Source organism: Affinirhizobium lemnae, from assembly GCF_022968395.1.
GTDB lineage: Bacteria > Pseudomonadota > Alphaproteobacteria > Rhizobiales > Rhizobiaceae > Neorhizobium > Neorhizobium lemnae.
The window spans coordinates 43,326-61,666 of sequence record NZ_JALJQZ010000001.1 but is presented as its reverse complement, the minus strand read 5'-3'; the positions used below and the strand labels follow the sequence as shown (position 1 = coordinate 61,666).

The 18,341-nt window shown below is 57.2% G+C and carries 18 protein-coding genes, 1 tRNA gene and 1 riboswitch; of the genes, 8 read left to right on the top strand and 11 right to left on the bottom strand.

The genetic code is table 11. The features are described 5' to 3' along the window. Positions 1–6 precede the first annotated feature (6 nt). The 4 genes from MUU53_RS00300 to MUU53_RS00285 form a co-directional block, all read right to left on the bottom strand. Positions 7–2,529 (bottom strand): ligase-associated DNA damage response DEXH box helicase, encoded by a 2,523-nt coding sequence (locus MUU53_RS00300; RefSeq protein WP_247259076.1) that lies wholly within the window; start codon positions 2,527–2,529, stop codon positions 7–9. A gap of 136 nt (positions 2,530–2,665) precedes the next feature. Further along, on the bottom strand, positions 2,666–3,310 hold the full coding sequence (locus MUU53_RS00295) for a YitT family protein (RefSeq protein WP_247259075.1): 645 nt from the start codon (positions 3,308–3,310) through the stop codon (positions 2,666–2,668). After that, positions 3,310–3,945: a YitT family protein gene (locus tag MUU53_RS00290; RefSeq protein ID WP_247259074.1), complete on the bottom strand. Its 636-nt coding sequence runs from the start codon at positions 3,943–3,945 to the stop codon at positions 3,310–3,312. Before MUU53_RS00290 ends, MUU53_RS00295 begins: the two co-directional genes overlap by 1 nt. Positions 3,946–4,051: 106 nt before the next feature. Next, positions 4,052–4,987, bottom strand: a complete 936-nt coding sequence (locus tag MUU53_RS00285; protein WP_247259073.1) for a class I SAM-dependent DNA methyltransferase — start codon at positions 4,985–4,987, stop codon at positions 4,052–4,054. Positions 4,988–5,133: 146 nt separating this feature from the next. Between MUU53_RS00285 and MUU53_RS00280 the strand changes: the two genes are divergently transcribed. Further along, the gene (locus MUU53_RS00280; RefSeq protein WP_247259072.1) at positions 5,134–5,400 is read left to right on the top strand and encodes a DUF6460 domain-containing protein; all 267 of its coding nucleotides are present in this window, start codon (positions 5,134–5,136) and stop codon (positions 5,398–5,400) included. Continuing rightward, positions 5,400–5,894 (top strand): CAP domain-containing protein, encoded by a 495-nt coding sequence (locus MUU53_RS00275; protein ID WP_247259071.1) that lies wholly within the window; start codon positions 5,400–5,402, stop codon positions 5,892–5,894. The genes MUU53_RS00280 and MUU53_RS00275 overlap by 1 nt, the downstream gene beginning before the upstream one ends. 369 nt (positions 5,895–6,263) lie before the next feature. On the opposite strand, the gene MUU53_RS00270 is transcribed toward MUU53_RS00275, so the two are convergent. Next, positions 6,264–7,346 (bottom strand): quinone-dependent dihydroorotate dehydrogenase, encoded by a 1,083-nt coding sequence (locus MUU53_RS00270; RefSeq protein WP_247259070.1) that lies wholly within the window; start codon positions 7,344–7,346, stop codon positions 6,264–6,266. Next, positions 7,346–7,693, bottom strand: a complete 348-nt coding sequence (locus MUU53_RS00265) for a DUF952 domain-containing protein (protein ID WP_247259069.1) — start codon at positions 7,691–7,693, stop codon at positions 7,346–7,348. The genes MUU53_RS00270 and MUU53_RS00265 overlap by 1 nt, the downstream gene beginning before the upstream one ends. Positions 7,694–7,806: 113 nt before the next feature. Here MUU53_RS00265 and MUU53_RS00260 point away from each other — a divergent pair, with 113 nt between their 5' ends. The 3 genes from MUU53_RS00260 to MUU53_RS00250 all read left to right on the top strand — a co-directional run bounded on the left by MUU53_RS00260 (position 7,807) and on the right by MUU53_RS00250 (position 10,009). Continuing rightward, positions 7,807–8,211, top strand: a complete 405-nt coding sequence (locus MUU53_RS00260; protein WP_247259068.1) for a hypothetical protein — start codon at positions 7,807–7,809, stop codon at positions 8,209–8,211. 113 nt (positions 8,212–8,324) lie between these two features. Then, a complete protein-coding gene (locus MUU53_RS00255) occupies positions 8,325–8,972 on the top strand; it encodes a response regulator transcription factor (protein WP_247259236.1) in 648 nt (215 codons plus the stop codon). 287 nt (positions 8,973–9,259) lie between these two features. After that, positions 9,260–10,009 carry a S24 family peptidase gene (locus MUU53_RS00250; protein ID WP_247259067.1) on the top strand — a complete coding sequence of 250 codons (750 nt, stop codon included), beginning with the start codon at positions 9,260–9,262 and terminating at the stop codon, positions 10,007–10,009. A gap of 30 nt (positions 10,010–10,039) precedes the next feature. Here MUU53_RS00250 and MUU53_RS00245 read toward each other — a convergent pair whose 3' ends face one another. After that, positions 10,040–10,918 carry a transporter substrate-binding domain-containing protein gene (locus MUU53_RS00245; protein ID WP_247259066.1) on the bottom strand — a complete coding sequence of 293 codons (879 nt, stop codon included), beginning with the start codon at positions 10,916–10,918 and terminating at the stop codon, positions 10,040–10,042. A gap of 270 nt (positions 10,919–11,188) precedes the next feature. Here MUU53_RS00245 and MUU53_RS00240 point away from each other — a divergent pair, with 270 nt between their 5' ends. Continuing rightward, positions 11,189–12,910: a glycosyltransferase family 2 protein gene (locus MUU53_RS00240; RefSeq protein ID WP_247259065.1), complete on the top strand. Its 1,722-nt coding sequence runs from the start codon at positions 11,189–11,191 to the stop codon at positions 12,908–12,910. Positions 12,911–12,926: 16 nt separating this feature from the next. On the opposite strand, the gene MUU53_RS00235 is transcribed toward MUU53_RS00240, so the two are convergent. Then, positions 12,927–13,000: transfer RNA gene (locus tag MUU53_RS00235), tRNA-Gly, on the bottom strand. Positions 13,001–13,083: 83 nt separating this feature from the next. Then, complete coding sequence (locus tag MUU53_RS00230; protein ID WP_247259064.1) at positions 13,084–14,178, bottom strand: 2'-deoxycytidine 5'-triphosphate deaminase; 1,095 nt, start codon at positions 14,176–14,178, stop codon at positions 13,084–13,086. Positions 14,179–14,251: 73 nt separating this feature from the next. Continuing rightward, positions 14,252–14,329: riboswitch (SAM riboswitch) on the top strand. Positions 14,330–14,371: 42 nt separating this feature from the next. On the opposite strand from MUU53_RS00230, the gene MUU53_RS00225 reads away from it, so the two are divergent. Both MUU53_RS00225 and apaG read left to right on the top strand, forming a co-directional pair. Further along, entirely contained in the window at positions 14,372–15,556 is a 1,185-nt protein-coding gene (locus MUU53_RS00225) for an O-succinylhomoserine sulfhydrylase (protein ID WP_247259063.1), read from the top strand. A 216-nt stretch (positions 15,557–15,772) separates the two neighbouring features. After that, complete coding sequence (gene apaG / locus MUU53_RS00220; protein ID WP_247259062.1) at positions 15,773–16,165, top strand: Co2+/Mg2+ efflux protein ApaG; 393 nt, start codon at positions 15,773–15,775, stop codon at positions 16,163–16,165. Between the two features lie 49 nt (positions 16,166–16,214). On the opposite strand, the gene MUU53_RS00215 is transcribed toward apaG, so the two are convergent. Together MUU53_RS00215 and argF are read right to left on the bottom strand one after the other, a co-directional pair. Further along, entirely contained in the window at positions 16,215–17,207 is a 993-nt protein-coding gene (locus MUU53_RS00215) for an Hsp33 family molecular chaperone (protein WP_247259061.1), read from the bottom strand. A gap of 220 nt (positions 17,208–17,427) precedes the next feature. Continuing rightward, positions 17,428–18,339 carry an ornithine carbamoyltransferase gene (argF, locus tag MUU53_RS00210; RefSeq protein WP_247259060.1) on the bottom strand — a complete coding sequence of 304 codons (912 nt, stop codon included), beginning with the start codon at positions 18,337–18,339 and terminating at the stop codon, positions 17,428–17,430. Between the last annotated feature and the right edge of the window lie 2 nt (positions 18,340–18,341).

The window sequence follows — 18,341 nt, the reverse complement described above, 5'->3', positions numbered from 1 at the left end:
GCTGCCTCACGCCATGGCCTCGGCAATCAGGTCATCCGCCGCCTCTTCCAGCACGTAGTCCTGCGCCTCGCCGGCAACCGGCTCGCGGCCGATTTCCAGCATCACCGGAATGGCGAGCGGGGATACGCGCTCCAGCGGGCGGTGAATCACATGCCCCTTGATTCGTGCCAGCATAGCGCCAAGACGCCCGATATCCAAAAGACCCGATGCGGCATCGCGCCGCGTCGCTTCCAGCAGAATGTGATCCGGCTCATGGCTGCGCAAAACATCATAGATGAGATCGGTCGAAACGGTGACCTGCCGCCCCGTCTTTTCCTTGCCCGGATGCCGGCGCTCGATCAGGCCTGAAATCACTGCGCATTGCCGGAACGTGCGCTTCAGCATGAAGCTCTCGTCCAGCCATGCCTCCAGATCATCGCCCAGCATGTCCTCGTCGAACAAATCACCGAGCGAGAGGCGACGGCTCTCGATCATGCCGCCCATATCGTTCAACGACCAGATGGCCAGCGCATAGTCATTCGCCACGAAGCCGAGCGGCCTTGCTCCTGCCCGCTCCAGCCGCCGTGTCAAAAGCATGCCCAGCGTCTGGTGCGCAAGCCGACCCTCGAAGCAGTAGGCGACCATGAAGAAGCGGTTTCCGCGTGGGAAGGTCTCGATCAGAAGCTCGTCACGCGCCGGAAGCATGGATTTGTCGCGCTGGATTGCCAGCCAGTCCCGCACCTGATCAGGAAGCACATGCCAGCGGGACGGATCAGCCAGCATGGCCCGCACCTGATCGGCAAGATAGGTGGACAAGGGGAACCTGCCGCCCGCATAGGCCGGGATCTTGGGATCCAGCGAAAAGGCATTGGTGACAAGGCATTCGTTCTCCCGAATACCCTCGAAACGCAGTACCTTGCCCGCAAACAGGAAGGTATCGCCCTGCACCAATTGCTCCAGAAAATATTCCTCGACCTTGCCAAGCGACATACCGCCGCGCCCGACTGAACCCAACTGGTTGCGCTTGACGAGGCGCACGTTCAACTCTGTTGCCTCCACAATCGTACCGAGGTTCATCCGATACTGCTGGGCGACCTGCGGATTGGAAACGCGCCAGCGGCCCTCCTTTGTCTTGCGGATCTTGGCATAGCGTTCATAGGTGCGCAGCGCATAGCCGCCGGTCGCCACGAAATCAACGATACGCTCGAACAGCTCCCAGGTGAGCCCAGAATAGGGTGAAGCGCTGGTGATTTCGTCGTAGAGCTCCAAGGCATCGAAGGGTTCGGCGCAGGCCATGCCAAGAACGTGCTGGGCCAAAACATCAAGCGCGCCTTCCCCAACGGGCGGCGTATCCTGTGCACCGATATAATTGGCATCGAGCGCGGCCTGACATTCCATGACCTCGAAACGATTGGCAGGCACAAGGATCGCTTTTGACGGCTCGTCCATCCGGTGGTTTGAACGACCGATGCGCTGCGCCAGACGGGATGCACCCTTTGGCGCGCCGACATGCACCACCAGATCCACATCGCCCCAATCAAGTCCCATGTCTAGCGTCGAGGTCGCCACCACCGCGCGCAGTCTGTTCGCGCTCATGGCAGCTTCCACCTTGCGCCTCTGTCCCGCATCGAGAGAGCCATGATGCAACGCGATCGGCAAATTATCTTCGTTGATGGTCCAAAGCTCCTGAAACAGGAGCTCAGCCTGAAAGCGCGTATTGACGAAAATCAGCGTCGTCTTGTGCTTCCGGATTTCTTCATAGACGGCCGGAATGGCATAGGTCGCAACGTGTCCAGACCAGGGTATGCGGTCCTCCGTCGTCATGATGGTGATGTCCGGTGCCGCGCCGCCCGTCACATGCACAAGACCGGCCGGTGCTTCCGGCCCATCATCCTGCGGCGTAGTCTGCGGGACAAGCCAACGCCTCAGATCCATGGGATCGGAAACCGTGGCCGAGAGCCCGATGGTGCGAAGACCGGGCGCGTGTCGCCTCAACCGGGCCAGACCAAGCGACAGCAGGTGGCCGCGCTTCGATGTCACCAGCGAGTGCAGTTCATCAAGAACCACATATTTCAGATCCTTGAAGAAGCGCTCCGCTTCCTTGTTGGCGAGAAGCAAGGCCAGTTGCTCGGGGGTCGTCAGCAAAATATCCGGCGGGTTCGTCTTCTGACGCTGGCGCTTGGCCTGCGGCGTATCTCCCGTACGGTTCTCGATAGACACCGGAAGCCCCATTTCGGAAACCGGCTTCATGAGGTTGCGCTCGATATCGACCGCCAGCGCCTTCAGCGGCGAGATGTAGAGGGTGTGGACACCCACAAAGGGCGACCCCGGCGGGAGTTGGCCACGCCGGGTCAAGTCGGTCAGCGAGGGTAGAAATCCGGCAAGCGTCTTACCTGCACCAGTTGGTGCAATCAGCAACATATTCTCGCCCGACACCGAACGTGCAAGCAATTCCAGCTGATGCGCACGCGGCGACCATCCTTTCTCGCCGAACCATTTCAGGAAGGGACGAGGCAGGAGGTCCGGCAGGGCGTTCTGATAATCGGCCAAGGTCTTTTCCACGCGGTCAGAAGTAATGATTTCCGCGTGAAAAAGAAGGGGTCAGAGCAATTCCAGCAAAGTGAGAGGCGGTTTTGCGTCCGGAATTGCGGAAAACAAAGGATAGAGCGTTTCAGCCGGGAACGCTCTATCGGACTATATACCGGTCGGTGCGGTGATTGATGGCAAGCGTCAGGTTCAATGTCACCGCCGCAAGGATCGAGCACAGGATGACGAAGGGTGTGGCAACCAGAAAGGCCAGCGCCAGAACGGCAAGATCGAGCCCCAATTGCACGAAGCCAGCACGCCAGCCAAGCCGGTCCTGTAGGTAAAGCGCGAGAATGCCGAAACCGCCGAGGCTTGCACGATGGCGAAACAAAGCGAGCATGCCGGTTCCGATGAGAAGTCCGCCGAACAGCGCGGCAACGAGCGGATCGATGCCAGCGATCGGAATGAGAGAAGGCAGCACTTCCGTCAACACGGAGGTCAGGGCGACGGCCGCGAAGGTCTTGATCGTAAAGGCAAAGCCCAGACGCTTGTAAGCCAGCCAGTAGAAGGGAAGGTTAAGCGCGAAGAAGACCACGCCAAAGCTGAAGCCCGTGGAGTATCGAAGCAGGAAGCCCAGACCCGCTGTGCCTCCGATCAGCAAATGGGCAGCCGAGAGAAGTGTTACGCCCAGTGCTGCGAGCATGGACCCGGCAACGACGCCCTGCATATCCTCGATGATGGAATGGCGATCCGTGCTGGATGCCCAGAACCCGACCGGAGTCTTGCCTTCGCTTACATTCACCATCAGCGTACCACGATATAGCGATCCGACCGGTGATTGATCGCCAGAAACAGATTGAGAACCACCGCGCCGACAATGGACCAGAGAACAATGCCCGGTTCAAGCAGCAGAAAGGCCGCCGCCATGACGCAGGCATCGAATGCCAGCTGAATGAGGCCCGCCTGGATGCCGAAACGCTCCTGAATATATATTGCCAGAATGCCAACGCCACCAAGGCTTGCGCGATGGCGATAAAGAGCCAGCAAGCCGAAACCAAGCAAAAGACCGCCCATTAGCGCGCCCCAGAAGGGATGCAGATATCCTATCAACAGATAGCGTTGCTCAAGCTCGGTCATGATCGACACCAGCCCGATGGCAATGAAGGTCTTAGCAGAAAAGGCAAAGCCCAATCGCTTGAAGCACAGCCAGTAGAAGGGAAGATTGACGATGAAGAACAGAAGGCCGAACGAGATGTTGAGTACGTAGTGAAGCAGAAAAGCAACGCCCGCCGTTCCGCCTGTGAGCAGGCCGACACGATTCAACAGGTAAAACCCGAGCGCAGAAATCAATGCACCGCAAATGAGACCCTGGCTATCTTCCGCAAGTGTGTGACGCGCCGGATCCGTGCTGTAGAAACCCAATGCCATCTTCTGCGCCATCCCGAAGTCCCCGTCTATCTGCCCCGACGCTTCGATTGTGCGCCGCAGCATTTACGAAATCAAGATAGGACAGCACTCCTGACGCAAAAGACAAGAATCGCACAAATCAGGCGCGTTTGCGCGCAAGAAAAAGGATGCCGTGCACCGGTTTTCCGGCATCCATTCGAATATCCGTACGAGACAAGGCCACGAGATCAAAACCATGGCTTGCCAGAAGTGTCTCGATGTAGCTTTGCGTATGCGCGTAGCGGAGTGATTGCTGCAGGACGAAGCCGTCCGTAGAACTGCCAGCATCTTCGACGGAAAAAGCGAAAAGACCGCGAGGTTTCAGCAGTTCATCAGCCAGCGCGAACGGGACATCCAGATTTCCAAGATACATCAACACATCGGCCGCCGAGACGAGATCGGCACGATGGCGTGGCCGGTCCTCGCTGAAGAGCGATGTATCCGCATCCGTGCGAGAGAGATCTGCCTGGCCGAGATGGCGGTAGATGCCCTTTTCCTCGGCCTTTGCCAGCATATTGGCTGAAAGGTCGAAACCTTCGAGCCTGGCCGTGCCTGATGCGATTTCGACACCAAAGAGACCGGTGCCGCAACCGAGATCGACAGTCAAATCGAACGGTCCATGGGATTGGACAAGTGCAAACAGCTTGGCTGGCACCGAATAATTCAGCTTCTCGACCAGCGACATCTCGAAGCGATCGGCGTAGTCGTCAAACAGCCCCTCGACATAGGCGGAGGGCGGTGCGTCCGGCGCGGGCGTGGCGCCAAGCGCTGCGAGTTTCAGACTTGCGCCGAACAGGCCTTGCGCGTCCCTTTTCATCACCTGCTCGAATGCAGCGATTGCCGCTTCGCGCGCACCAGCTTTCTGATGAGCTTCTCCGGCCAACAGCCAGCCCGCTGTCCAATCGGGTGCGATTTCGAGAGCCTGCTCGAAGAGTTCGGCGGCTGCGGCATGATCGCCGCTTTCCGCCAGCATCCGGGCATAATCGGCGCGCCGATCGGCAATAACATCACCGGAAGAAAACTGGTTGGCGCTCATGACTTGAAACCGGCTCGTTGCATTTGCGGCATCTGAACCAAGCCACAAAAAAACTCAAGTTCTATCGGATGGGCTGCCTCGAAACTTGCGGCTGGACATGTGCGAAACTATGTCTGCTGGGTCCATACATGCTTAGAGGGCCAGGAATGTCTGATCAGATGAACCGAATGCTGGGCGATTCGCCTGCCCGCACAGTCGTAAAACTGATTGTCGTGTCTCTCGTCGTGGGCTTTGTCATGGCGATGTTCGATCTCCATCCATGGGACATTGTTTATGGCATCCGAAATCTGGTTCTGGACCTCTGGTATCGCGGATTCCATGCGCTGGGCGCCGTTGGTGATTACCTGATCGCCGGTGCGGTCATCGTCATACCAGCCTTCATTCTCCTGCGTATTTTCAGCTACAGACGCTAATGACACCGAATCTCGTATCAAATTCCCGCCGTGGATTCCTGCTGCTTTCCGGCAGTGCGCTTCTCGTGACAGCCGGATGCGTAACGACCACCGGCCCAGCAAAAGTCGATGGCGCGACGGACGATACCAGGGCCGCGCTGCCACTGGTCAATGAGTTGCGAAAGAAGCATGGCCTTTCGCCCCTGTCTGCAAGCGTGCCCACGGGACGGGCGGCGGCAGAGCAGGCTGTGCGCATGGCGAAAGCCAACCAGATGAGCCATCTCATTGGCTTTGGGGATGATTATGGCGCGCGGATGAAGCGCAATGACGTGCCCTTGCCCGCCGCCGAAAACATTGCAAGCGGTCAAACCACGGTCACGGAAGCTGTGCAGGCCTGGATCGATTCACCCAAGCACTTTCAAAACATGCTCGGCAGTTACAGTCGTGTCGGTGTCGCCGTGGCACGCTCGCCATCCACAAATCGCACATACTGGGCGATGGTCCTGTCTGCCTGACTTGAAACAGCCTTCATGGCCTGACGTCGATCTAGAGCTCATCGCGATCTTTAAGATTCGCTCCTGACGCTCTAACTCTTTGTTTTGACGCATGTCGTTATCGCAAAACCGCTGCACACTTTTGAGCGACATGCTTTGGCTTCGGGCTCAAGCGCCCGGAGCGACCATCCAGATCCCGATACGCAGACCGATTGCACACAAGAGGAGGCAACCGAATGTGAGTGCGGGCAAGTTGAGATGTATGTTCATCTTCCCATCCTCGTTCAATGTTACAGACGGTAACATAGAGTGAGGATATCACCAAATGCTCAAGATTAACTGAACAATTTAGTGAATGTGGCGAAAAGCCGCCGTTTGGCTTGCCGCGAGTCAGAGAGGTCTGGATGCCCAGGCATCAAGACTGGTATCGCGCAATTCCGTGATGGACCTGACATCCAGACGATCGAGTTCCGCGCCAAGTCCCCTCACGATATCGGCAGCGAGCCCCGGTCCACGATAAACCATGCAGGAATAAAGCTGCACGAGATCGGCACCGGCCCGGATTTTTTCGAGCGCCGTCTTTGCCGAAGATACACCGCCAACGCCGATGATTGGCAGTTTCGGACCAACGCGCTTGCGCATCTTTGCCAGGACCGTGGTTGAGCGGGAAAACAGCGGCTTGCCGGAAAGGCCTCCCGTTTCCATGGATTGTGCCTCATCGCGCAAGCCATCACGGGAAAGCGTGGTGTTGGAAACGATCAAACCGTCCAGCGGATGTGCCAGCGCTTCGGCGGCGATATCGTCCATTCCTTCCTCGGTCAGGTCCGGCGCGATCTTCAGGAAAACCGGAACGGTTTTCCCCGCTCGGACTGCTTCCTCATCGCGGGCTGCCAACACTGCGCTCAAGAGTGCCGAAAGGCTTTCGCGGGCCTGAAGGTCGCGCAGGCCAGGCGTATTGGGCGAGGAGATATTGGCGGTAAAGTAGCGGGCGACATCATAGAAGCGGCGAATGCCGAGCACATAGTCGCCAATGCGGTCTTCACTATCCTTGTTGGCACCGATGTTGACGCCGACGATACCCTGGATTTTCGTCGCCAGCAGTCGAGCGAGTGCCGCCTCATGACCTTCATTATTGAAGCCGAGCCGGTTGATCATCGCCTCATCCCTGGTCAGGCGGAAAATGCGCGGTTTCGGATTTCCATCCTGCGGTTTCGGCGTGACAGTGCCGACTTCGGTAAAGCCGAAGCCGAGACGAAGGATTGCCCCCGGCACCTCGGCGTTCTTGTCATAGCCTGCGGCAAGGCCCACGGGATTGGGAAACTCCAGACCGCCCAAGGACACCCGCAAGCGCGGATCGGGCGGCAGATGAACCGATGGAAGAAGCCCGGATCTCAAAGCTGCGATTGAAGCCACATGCGCGGTTTCAGGATCGAGGAGAAAGAGAGCATTGCGGGCGAGATCGAAAATCGGCATCAGACAAGCTCCTCTGGAAATACATGCGATCCATCTGGTCCCACAGGCAGGGGGCGCTTCCAGATGACCGTATCGAGCATCAGGTTCGCATAGAGATGGGGAAAGAGATCGCCACCGCGAGAGGGCTCATATTTCAACTGCCCACCCAGACGATCGGCATCGATGGCGACCAGCAGCAGACCAGTCTGTCCCTTGAAGTGGCGGGCTACGGTTTCGCGCACCTGGCTTGCGGTGGAGAAATGAATAAAGCCATCCGTCAGATCGACAGGCGCGCCCTCGAAACGGCCGGATTGTTCGGCGCTTACCCAAAGGGGTTCTGGCACGATCTTATAGATGACATGACTCATTGCGATGATCCGGCTGTGTCCTAGCTTATACCCTGCGCTTTGCCGCAAACGGGCGCACTTGTCCATCGCATCGGTCGCATTACTCGCAAATGCGATATTGGGAGGAAATAGCAATGTCGGCTCGCGCCATCTTTACCACCACCGTTCTGCTTCTCTCCAGCGGTGCCGTCCTGGCGCAAAGTGCTGCGGATCCTGCACGCTTTCAACTGGAGCGGACAGAGAAGGGCTTCATCCGCCTCGACAAGCAAACCGGCGACGTCAGCTTCTGCCGGGAGGAGGCTTCGGGACTGACATGCCGTCTGGCTGCCGACGAGCGAAAGGCCTTCGAGCAGGAACTCGATGCGCTCGACAAGCGCGTCACCCAGTTGGAAACCAAAAGCGCATCCCGCACATCGGGGCTCCCGAGCGACGAGGAGGTCGAAAAATCACTTTCGATCATGGAACGGTTCTTCCAGAGGTTCATGGATATTATCGGCGAACGGCGCGACGAACAGGATTACGATCCCAACCGGACCTGAAACCGCTGGACCCCAAGACCTGCCCCCCTTAAACTTGGGCTTGTTTGATGCTTTTCAGAACGCTAAAATTCGTAACCTGGAAGGCTGGCATGCTCTTGGGAGGGGGTATGGATATGCAAGAACTCACCATCATCATTGCGGATGATCACCCGCTGTTTCGCGGCGCGCTTCGCCAGGCCCTCAATACGGTGGCCGAGCAGCCCCACATCATTGAGGCCGGAACCTTCGAGGACGCTCGAAAGGCAGTGCGAAGTCAGCTGGAAGCGGATCTTATGTTGTTGGATCTTGCCATGCCGGGTGTTAGCGGCTTCTCAGGGCTGATGTCCATGCGGGCAGAGTTCAGCAGCCTGCCTATCGTAATTGTCTCGGCGACGGATGACGGCGCGACGGTGCGGCGCGCCATGGAACTCGGCGCGTCGGGCTTCATTTCCAAATCTTCAGGACTGGAGGATATTCGCAGCGCCATCGAAGCCGTTCTGGCCGGCGACGTCTGGTTCCCATCACAGGGTGAGCGGGATACCGAAGAAGATCCGGCCGTCGTGGAACTGATCGAGCGATTGAAGACCCTGACACCACAGCAGACGCGCGTGCTATCCATGCTCGCCGAAGGGCTGCTCAACAAACAGATCGCCTACGAACTCGGCGTTTCCGAAGCAACGATCAAGGCACATGTTTCAGCTATCCTTTTGAAGCTCAACGTCGATAGCCGAACCCAGGCGGTGATCAAGCTTGGCAAGGTCAACATGGCGATGGTTGCTTGAGTGCTTTTTAAGAAAAGGATTTTATTCCTTTTTTTCTTTACGTCCGACGAAATATTGGCTAAAGCTCCATGAAACTTCCGGGCGTGGAAGTGTTTAATCGTGTGCGGGGCGGTGACGCCCTGAGACGAGAACACCTCCAGATTGCGCGGAGCTTCAGCCCTATGCTGCGTCACCGAATGTACTCTGTTTCGGGATCCGTAGCATTGATCGGAACTGTTTTATCCAGTTGTTGGAATACAGGCGAACTGCCACGGGGCATTCGACCGGATCGCACGAAAGAGGCGGATATGAGTGAGACAAGTCGCGAAGCCATTTCCATCTTGCAGGCCGTCCAGACTGAGCAGGTTGGCAAGGCAAGCGCTTTGTCCCGGTCCGCCCTGTCACATGGCGGGATATGGCAGGCAATCGATACGCTTGCCGAGAAGCACAAACTTTCGGCATCGGGCCTTGCCCGTCGGGCGGGACTTGATCCCACATCTTTCAACAAGTCGAAGCGCCTGGGTCCGGATGGACGGGAGCGCTGGCCATCCACGGAATCCATTTCCAAGGTTTTGGAAGCCACAGGCGCATCTCTGGATGAATTCCTGGGCTATCTGGCGCCGACTGGTACTCCACGTATGCCTGACGGAGTTTTTCTGCCGCAAATGAGCTCCATCCCCCTGCTCGGCTTTGCCCAGGCTGGAGCCGGAGGTTTCTTTGACGATGGGGGCTTTCCTGCCGGTCAAGGGTGGGATGTGGTGGAGTTTCCCGCCGCTGTTTCGAAGCACAACAATGTCTATGCTCTCGAAGTTCAGGGCGATTCCATGCTGCCACTCTATCGAGACGGTGATCGGCTGATCGTAGAGCCCGGTGCGCAGGTTCGGAAGGGAGACCGGGTTGTCGTCAAGACACGCGAAGGTGAGGTGATGGCGAAGGTTCTTGCACGGCAGAGTGCGCGCTCAATTGAGCTTTCCTCGCTTAATCCCGACCATCCTAACCGCAGTTTTGCAGTCGAGGATGTCGATTGGATCGCCCGTATCATCTGGGCCAGCCAGTGAGGCGAGCCGCTCAATGAAAAGATAAGCGTCTCAATAGAAGCCATTGGGGAAGTAGCGAAGATAGATTTCCTGCAGGCGCCCTTTTGCTGCCAGTTGCGCCAGAGCATAGTCGACGGCGGCCGTCAGTTGGACCGCATTTCCCTTGCGAAGCATGACCGCGAACCCCTCGCCCAGATAATGCTGAGACAGGTAGGGGCCATCCAGCAGAACGCAGCACTTTTCTGCGGCCGGACTGGCGACCCAGAAGGGGACTCTCACGCCATCTGCGAGGATTGCATCGACTTTGCCTTCCTTGAGTGAAGAGAACAATTCTTCCTGTCCGTTCACAGGTACGGCTACGAGTTTTGGGAAAAATGTTCCAAGCATTTTCTCGTGCGCAGTATTGGCGATAACGCCAACTTTCCGTCCTGCCAAAGCTTCTCCTGCCCGGCCAGACAAACCGAGTTTGCCTTGCACAGCGAACCGGGCTGGCAGAAACAAATACGGCCTGGAGAAAGAAAACTTCTGCCGCAAGCCGGACGTTATCGCAATTCCAGACATTATGGCTTCACCGTTTCCGGCCTCCAGCGCCCCCTCCAGATCTGTGTAGGGCAAAGCCTGAACCTGACATTTTGCCTCTATGTTCAGCTCTCTACACACCTCCCTGATCACATCTACGTGATAACCGGCTAGTCGTCCGGTCTGATCGACGAAGTTGAACGGGGGAAAATCAGACGTCGTTAATACGCGAAAACGAGCCAGGTTTGACAAATTGGGCTTGGTTAAACGTTCATTCGGGTCCGATAGGACAGGTACGCCACCCGAGCTCTCCGCCGCCTGGGCTACTTGAACATAAAGTATTGAAATAATTGATAAAATAAGAAAAAATGCAACTCTAAATCCAGGCTTTATTTCTTGAATAAAACTCATTAGTTGCAATCCTGTGATCCATAACGAAGTATCGGCAACGGCCTATCGCGGTGTACCAGCTTGACCGTTTCGGGGGAATATCCAGAGGACATTCTTGACTGCAGGATAGCTGGGGGCTCGCAACATGAGCCTTCGCCCGCACGCAAGAGAGAACTGCTGCCGGACGACCTAGATGAGGCAGGGGCTCTTCGGCTGCTGGGTGTTTCTCGTACACTTATCAGCAGGCTGTCACGACAGGCGGCGATAAATCAATCCTCGCTTGAGGAGGAGTTGCTGGCGACCCGGCATGTTGACGAAGAACGGCATTTCGCAGCCATGGCTGAAATGCTCGGACTGCCGTTTACGGCGAAGATCAACGGAGACAATGTTCAGGATCTCCCGCGACTGGACAGTCAGCTTCAATACCCCACTCAAGTGCGGGTTATCGAACGGCATCGCGCCCCTAAGGTTGCTATCGTTCCGCAGGCTGCGAGGCTCGGCGCCACTGCGGAACTCCTCAGAAAACTTCCGGATCTTCGTCAGACCTTGATCGTCACCACGCCGTCCGCCATTCGCAAGGCGGTCTGGACATGCGGAGCAGAACGGCGCGTGCGCTCTGTTGTTTTCCACCTTTTCGAAACTGCGCCTGATGCATCAGCCCGCATTGTCGCTTCCGGCAAACAGGGCTTTCTTGGTGGCGGGATCCTTGCAGCCTTGCTGTTGATCCTGTTGCATGCCCCGGCACTCATGCTGCCGCTGATCCACGTCATTCTTTCTGTCTCCTATCTATTTGCAATCATTCTGCGCATCATGGCTTTGATCCTTTTAAGGAAACAGCCGCCGCCACCACGCCTTATCGACCTCCCCCCTGCCCTTCCTCGCTATTGCGTCATGGTCGCTCTTTACAAAGAGGCAGAAGTCGCAGCACAACTTATCCGCAGTTTGGAGCGGCTTGAATGGCCAAGCTCCCGGCTGGATATCAAGCTCGTTTGTGAGGCTGACGATCTCGACACGCTCACCGCCCTCAAGCAATTCCGGCTGCCGCCGAATTTCGAGATCGTTGAAGTACCACCCTGTGCTCCCCGAACAAAGCCGAAAGCGCTGAGTTATGCCTTGGCTGGAGTTCGCTGTGAATACCTGACCATCTACGATGCGGAAGACAGACCGCACCCCAAGCAATTGCTTGAGGCATATACCCGGTTTCTTGCGGCACCTCCCGACGTCGCCTGCCTCCAATCGCCTCTCGTTATCGGCAATCCGGAGAAGAGCTCTGTCAGTGCCTTGTTTGCACTCGAATATGCTGCTCTTTTCCGCGGTCTTCTGCCCATGCTGGCCCGGTTCAGACTGCCGCTGCCACTTGGGGGGACATCCAATCATTTCAAAACCGATGTCCTACGCGAGGTTGGAGCCTGGGACCCCTTCAACGTGACAGAAGATGCGGATCTCGGAATGCGGCTGTTTCGCCACGGATATCGGGCTGAAACCCTGCGTTATCAGACTGTCGAGGATGCGCCCGTGAATTACAATATCTGGCTCGGCCAACGTGTTCGCTGGTTCAAGGGATGGTTCCAAACCTGGCTCGTGATCATGCGCAACCCGGGCAAGGCGACACACGAGTTGGGTTTTCCAGCCATGCTGACATTCCAGCTCATGATTGGCGGCATGCTGCTCTCAGCCTTGATGCACCCCCTCACGCCTGTTCTCCTCATAACGATCCTCTACAGGGTCTTTATCGATGTTGACGGCAGTTCGAGCTTCACAACTCGTGCTCTGGTCGTGCTGGATCTCTTCAATGTCTTTGGCAGCTACGCCGTGTTCCTCCTGCTTGGGCTGAAGTGCATGGTCGCAGAAGAAAAGCGGAGGGTGGGATGGCGGTGGCTGGCTCTTCCCTACTATTGGCTGATGGTGTCGAGGGCCGCCTGGCGCGCCGCGAATGAACTGCGGACCCGCCCATTCTTCTGGCACAAGACGCCTCACAGGCCACGTGATGATACCACAATGCCGGATGGATGATTGCGTCGGCTGGATTTGGAGCGGGTGAAGGGAATCGAACCCTCGTATTCAGCTTGGGAAGCTGCTGCTCTACCATTGAGCTACACCCGCATTCTGGATTCGAGAACTAGCATCGGCGTCTTGCGCCATCAAGCAAAAATGCGTCTTTGTGCCAGCCCGCTTCGCCCTGAAGCCTATAGCTTGAAATGCTTGGAGAGCTTGAGACCCTGCGCCTGATAGTTGGAACCGAGACCGGTGCCGTAAAGGCCTTGCGGCCGTTCGAGCATGTGCTCGTACACCAGACGTCCGACAATCTGCCCATGCTCCAGAATGAACGGAACCTCGTGGCTGCGCACTTCCAGGACTGCACGACTGCCTGAGCCACCTGCAGCAGCATGGCCAAACCCCGGATCGAAGAAACCGGCATAATGCACGCGAAACTCTCCCACGAGCGGATCGTAAGGAGTCATCTCGGCAGCATATGCGGGCGGAACATGAACTGCCTCGCGCGAAACCAGGATATAGAACTCATCCGGATCGAGAATCAGTTCGTTGCGTCCTCGGCTGTAGATCGGCTCCCAGAAATCCAGAACCTCGTGCTGAGCTTTTCTGTCGACATCGATGACAGAGGTGTGATGTTTGCCTCTATAGCCAATCAAGCCTTCGGGACCGGTTCCCTTCAAATCGATGGAGAGCGCAATGCCGCCGCCGGAGACATTGGGTGTTTCGCTTGCGACTAGCGTTTCGGCCGCGTGCAGTTCCAGAAGATCCGCCTCGCTCAACAGCGCATTGCCCACTCTGAAGCGGATCTGCGAAAGCCGTGAGCCACGGCGGACAATGACAGGGAAAGTGCGCGGCGAGATCTCCAGATAGAGAGGGCCACTGTAACCGGCGGGAATCTTGTCGAATTCCTGGGCGTGATCGACCATCACGCGCGTGAAGATATCGAGCCTTCCCGTCGAGCTTTTCGGATTGGTGGACGCAGACAGTTCCGCAGGCAGATCAAGGCTTTCCATCAGCGGCACGATGTAGACGCAGCCTGTCTCAAGCACAGCGCCATGTTCCAGATCGATCTCATGCAGTGTCAGCCGGTCGAGCTTGCTTGCAACCGTGCTGCTGCGGCCCGGCATGAAGCTGGCGCGCACCCGCAGGGCCTTGGAGCCCAGTCGAAGATCGAGGCTTGCCGGCTGGATCTGGTCACCATCCAGTGGCGCCTCGGATTTCAATTGACCCTCGGCGAAGAGTGCCTTGATCGCACGATCTGCCAGAATACCCGCTGTACGTTCCATAAACTCTATCCTTCAATCGCGCGACAAAAGCAAAAGCAGGGAATTGACGCAAGCTCTGCTTGGGCGTAAGGCATGCTTATCCCGTGGTGATTTGGCCGGTCGGCTTGCAGCCACGTTAAACAAGTGGCTAAAGGACCGGGTGCGAACCGGTCTCATTGCGACCGGTTTTTTTGTTTTGAAGTGGTAACACGACATGAGCAAGACCTGGCGCCCAGCAACGAAGCTCGTCCATGAAGGCACGTTGCGCTCCCCTTACGGCGAAACTTCCGAAGCGATTTTCCTGACTCAAGGCTTTGTATACGAGAGCTCCGCCTCCGCCGAAGCCCGGTTCAAAGGCGAGACCGACGGCTTCATCTACGCGCGCTACGGCAGCCCGACAAACGATATGTTCGAAAAGCGCATGATTGCGTTGGAAGGCGCAGAAGATGCTCGCGCCACCGCATCCGGCATGGCTGCCGTGGCCGCCGCCATTCTTTGTCAGGTGAAGGCTGGCGATCATATCGTCGCGGCACGCGCACTTTTCGGATCCTGCCGCTACATCGTCGAAACACTGGCACCAAAATACAATGTGGAGTGCACGCTGGTCGATGGCCGTGACATCAAGAACTGGGAGGCGGCAGTCCGCCCCAACACCAAGGTTTTCTTCCTCGAGAGCCCAACGAACCCAACGCTTGAAGTGGTGGACATTGCCGCGGTTGCCGCACTCGCCAACCAGATTGGCGTCAAGGTTGTCGTCGACAACGTATTCGCGACCCCCCTCTTTCAGAAGCCGCTGGAACTTGGCGCTCATATCGTCGTCTATTCGGCGACCAAACACATTGATGGTCAGGGCCGCTGCCTCGGCGGTATCGTGCTTTCCGACAAGCAGTGGATTGACGAAAACCTGCACGACTATTTCCGCCATACCGGTCCGGCCATGTCCCCCTTCAACGCCTGGACATTGTTGAAGGGCCTCGAAACCTTGCCGCTGCGCGTGAAGCAGCAGACGGAAAATGCCGCCAAGATTGCCGATTTCCTGGCGGACCAGACCAAGGTTGCCAAGGTCATCTATCCAGGACGCAAGGACCATCCGCAGGCGGATATCATCGCCAAGCAGATGATGGGCGGCTCAACGCTGGTCTGCTTCGAACTGAAGGGCGGCAAGGAGGCGGCATTCGCGCTTCAGGATGCCCTGAAGGTCGTTCGTATCTCGAACAACCTCGGCGACGCGAAAAGCCTGATTACCCATCCTGCAACAACGACGCACAAAAACCTTTCGGAAGAAGGCCGTGCGGAGGCGGGTATCACCGGCGGCACCTTGCGGCTTTCCTGCGGTATCGAGGATGCCGAGGATCTGATCGACGATCTGTCTCAGGCGATTGCCAAGATCGGCGGCTGACCAGCTACTCGACAGACACAGCGGACTGCAATGCTGTTTCATGCAGATCCGCTGTGTTTAGCCGGTCCATCAAAGAGCCTTAAATCGATGTTTACCTTGACAATTAGCATTAACCGCTGAAACTCCATGTTTTTGCTGGAAGATTTCCGCGGCTTTCTTGACCCTGCCCGCAAGCTGTACGATATCCGTACATCGAGGCAGTGAGGTGTCGCCCCTATGTATCGCGCACGGACGAAGGATATCGAAGTCGAAGTGGAGCCCTACTATCTGGAGGAGCAATCCGATCCGGAAGATGGCCGCTACGTCTGGGGATACCGTATCGTTATTGCCAATCATTCGGATACGACGGTCCAGCTAATCCATCGCTACTGGCACATCACGGATGAAAACGGGCTCGTGGATGAAGTAGAAGGCGCTGGAGTGGTCGGCGAACAGCCGCGCCTGGAACCCGGCGATACCTATGAATATTGTTCCGGCTGCCCGCTCGATACGCCATCCGGCATCATGTTTGGTCACTATCAGATGCAGACGGATGACGGCCGCACCTTCATCGTAGACATTCCAGCATTCTCTCTGGATTCGCCGGGCCTGCTGCGCATACTGAACTGACCGCAAGTGGATAGGAAGACGGCATTGATCACCGTCTTCCTTCTCAGCGTCAGTCAGCCGGTTTGATCTCGGCTATCGGATACCGATATGTCGTCGAGCAGAACTCACAAGTCACGGCGATCTCGCCATTATCCTGACTTGCCTCGACTTCCTCCGCAGAAAATCCTGCCAAGACATCCTTGATCTTGTCACGCGAACAGCTGCAGCGATCCAGAACCGACTGCGGCTCATAGATCCTCACGCCACGTTCGTGAAACAACCGGTACAACAGGCGCTCTATACCGACCTGCGGATCCGTCAGTTCATCGGTATCAACAGTCGAAACCAGCATGCTGGCTTCCGACCAGGCATCATCCTCAGCCAGGTCGTACTCACGCTCGTCCCCGTCGCCGCCATGGAGATCCGGCTGGCGCATCCGCTCTGGAGCATCCGGCAGAAACTGCGCCAGCACGCCGCCAGCACGCCAGTTATGGCGAGGTTTACCGCTTTCGTCCCGATCAAAGAGCTCGGCTACGCCCAGTCGCACTTTTGTCGGAATCTGCTCGGACTGACGGAAATAGACGCCCGCAATCTCTTCGAGCGAAGAACCATCGAGCGGCACGATGCCCTGGTAAGGCTGCATTCCGCGGCCCTGGTCGATCGTGAAAGCCAGTACGCCCTCACCCAGCAACTCAGGCGGGGATATCCGCCCTGCCTTGACTGACACCGCCAGCGCATCCTCATCGAAACGTGCATAGGCGCGCATGTTCTGCGGGCTCGTGAAATCCGCGACCAGCAGATCGACCGGACCGCTACCCTTTGTCTGGACCGTGAAGCGGCCTTCGAACTTCAGCGAGGTGCCGATCAGCGCCGTCAGAACGATGGCTTCCGCCAGCAATCTTGCAACGGGAGCCGGATAGTCATGGCGTCCAAGAATCTGATTGAGTATAGGTCCCAACTGAACCGCCCGGCCACGGACATCCAGCCCTTCAACCTGAAAGGGCACGACCTTGTCGTCTCCTGCGAAATGCAGTTCATTCAAATCGACGGTGGCTTCAGCCATAAGTCACTCCTTCGCGCCGGAGCCATCCATTTCGCACATAACCCGGTCAAGCGGAACCGCTGAACCGGGGGAAACAGGCCGACGATGTTGTGTTGTTACACCTGCGCATAAGGCAGATGCCCATTGGAAAGCCGAGAGATGGGGATGACGTTCCTTCAAGTCAAGCCGACCAGGAGAGCCGGGTTGAACCGTCGTAAATCCCGTCCAGACCGAAGGTCGCTCAGAGAGCACCCAGGCACCAGGCTAGAATGGACTTCTGCGCATGGAGGCGGTTTTCCGCTTCGTCGAAAACAACGGACTGCGGACCGTCGATAACCTCGTCCGTCACCTCCTCGCCGCGGTGGGCCGGAAGGCAATGCATGAAGAGGGCGTCGCTTTTCGCCTTCGACATCAACTGTTCGTTGACCTGGAACGGCTGGAAAATGTTGTGACCACGCGCCTTGTGTTCCTGGTTCATGGACACCCAGGTGTCGGTCACGACCATGTCTGCGCCGCTTACCGCACGCTCTGCCTCATGGCAGAGCATGATCTCGCCGCCATTGTTGCGCGCCCAGTTCAAGTACTTATCCAGCGGCTCAGAGCCCAGTGGAACCGCCATATTCATGCGATATCCAAAGCGGGCAGCTCCCTCGACGAAGGAATGCAGCACGTTGTTACCATCGCCGGTCCAGGCAAATGTCTTGCCGGTGACAGGCCCGCGATGCTCTTCGAAGGTCAAGAGGTCGGCCATGATCTGGCAGGGATGCGTTTCATCCGTCAGGCCGTTGATGACCGGAACAGTGGCATGCTCCGCCAATTCCAGCAAGCGCTTGTGATCTGTCGTGCGGATCATGATCGCATCGACGTAGCGCGAAAGAACCTTTGCGGTGTCGCCGATGGTTTCCGCGCGCCCCAGCTGCATTTCGGTACCGGACAGGAAAAGCGTTTCGCCGCCAAGCTGGCGCATTCCGACATCAAAAGAGACGCGTGTGCGCGTGGACGGCTTTTCAAAGATCATGGCGAGCATCTTGCCCGCGAGCGGCTTGTCCGCAGTTCCTGCCTTCGTCGCCTGTTTGCGCGTGCGTGCATCATCCAGGATAGAACGCAGTTCGTTGGAGGAAACGGCCGAGAAATCGAGAAAATGCTTTGCCATGA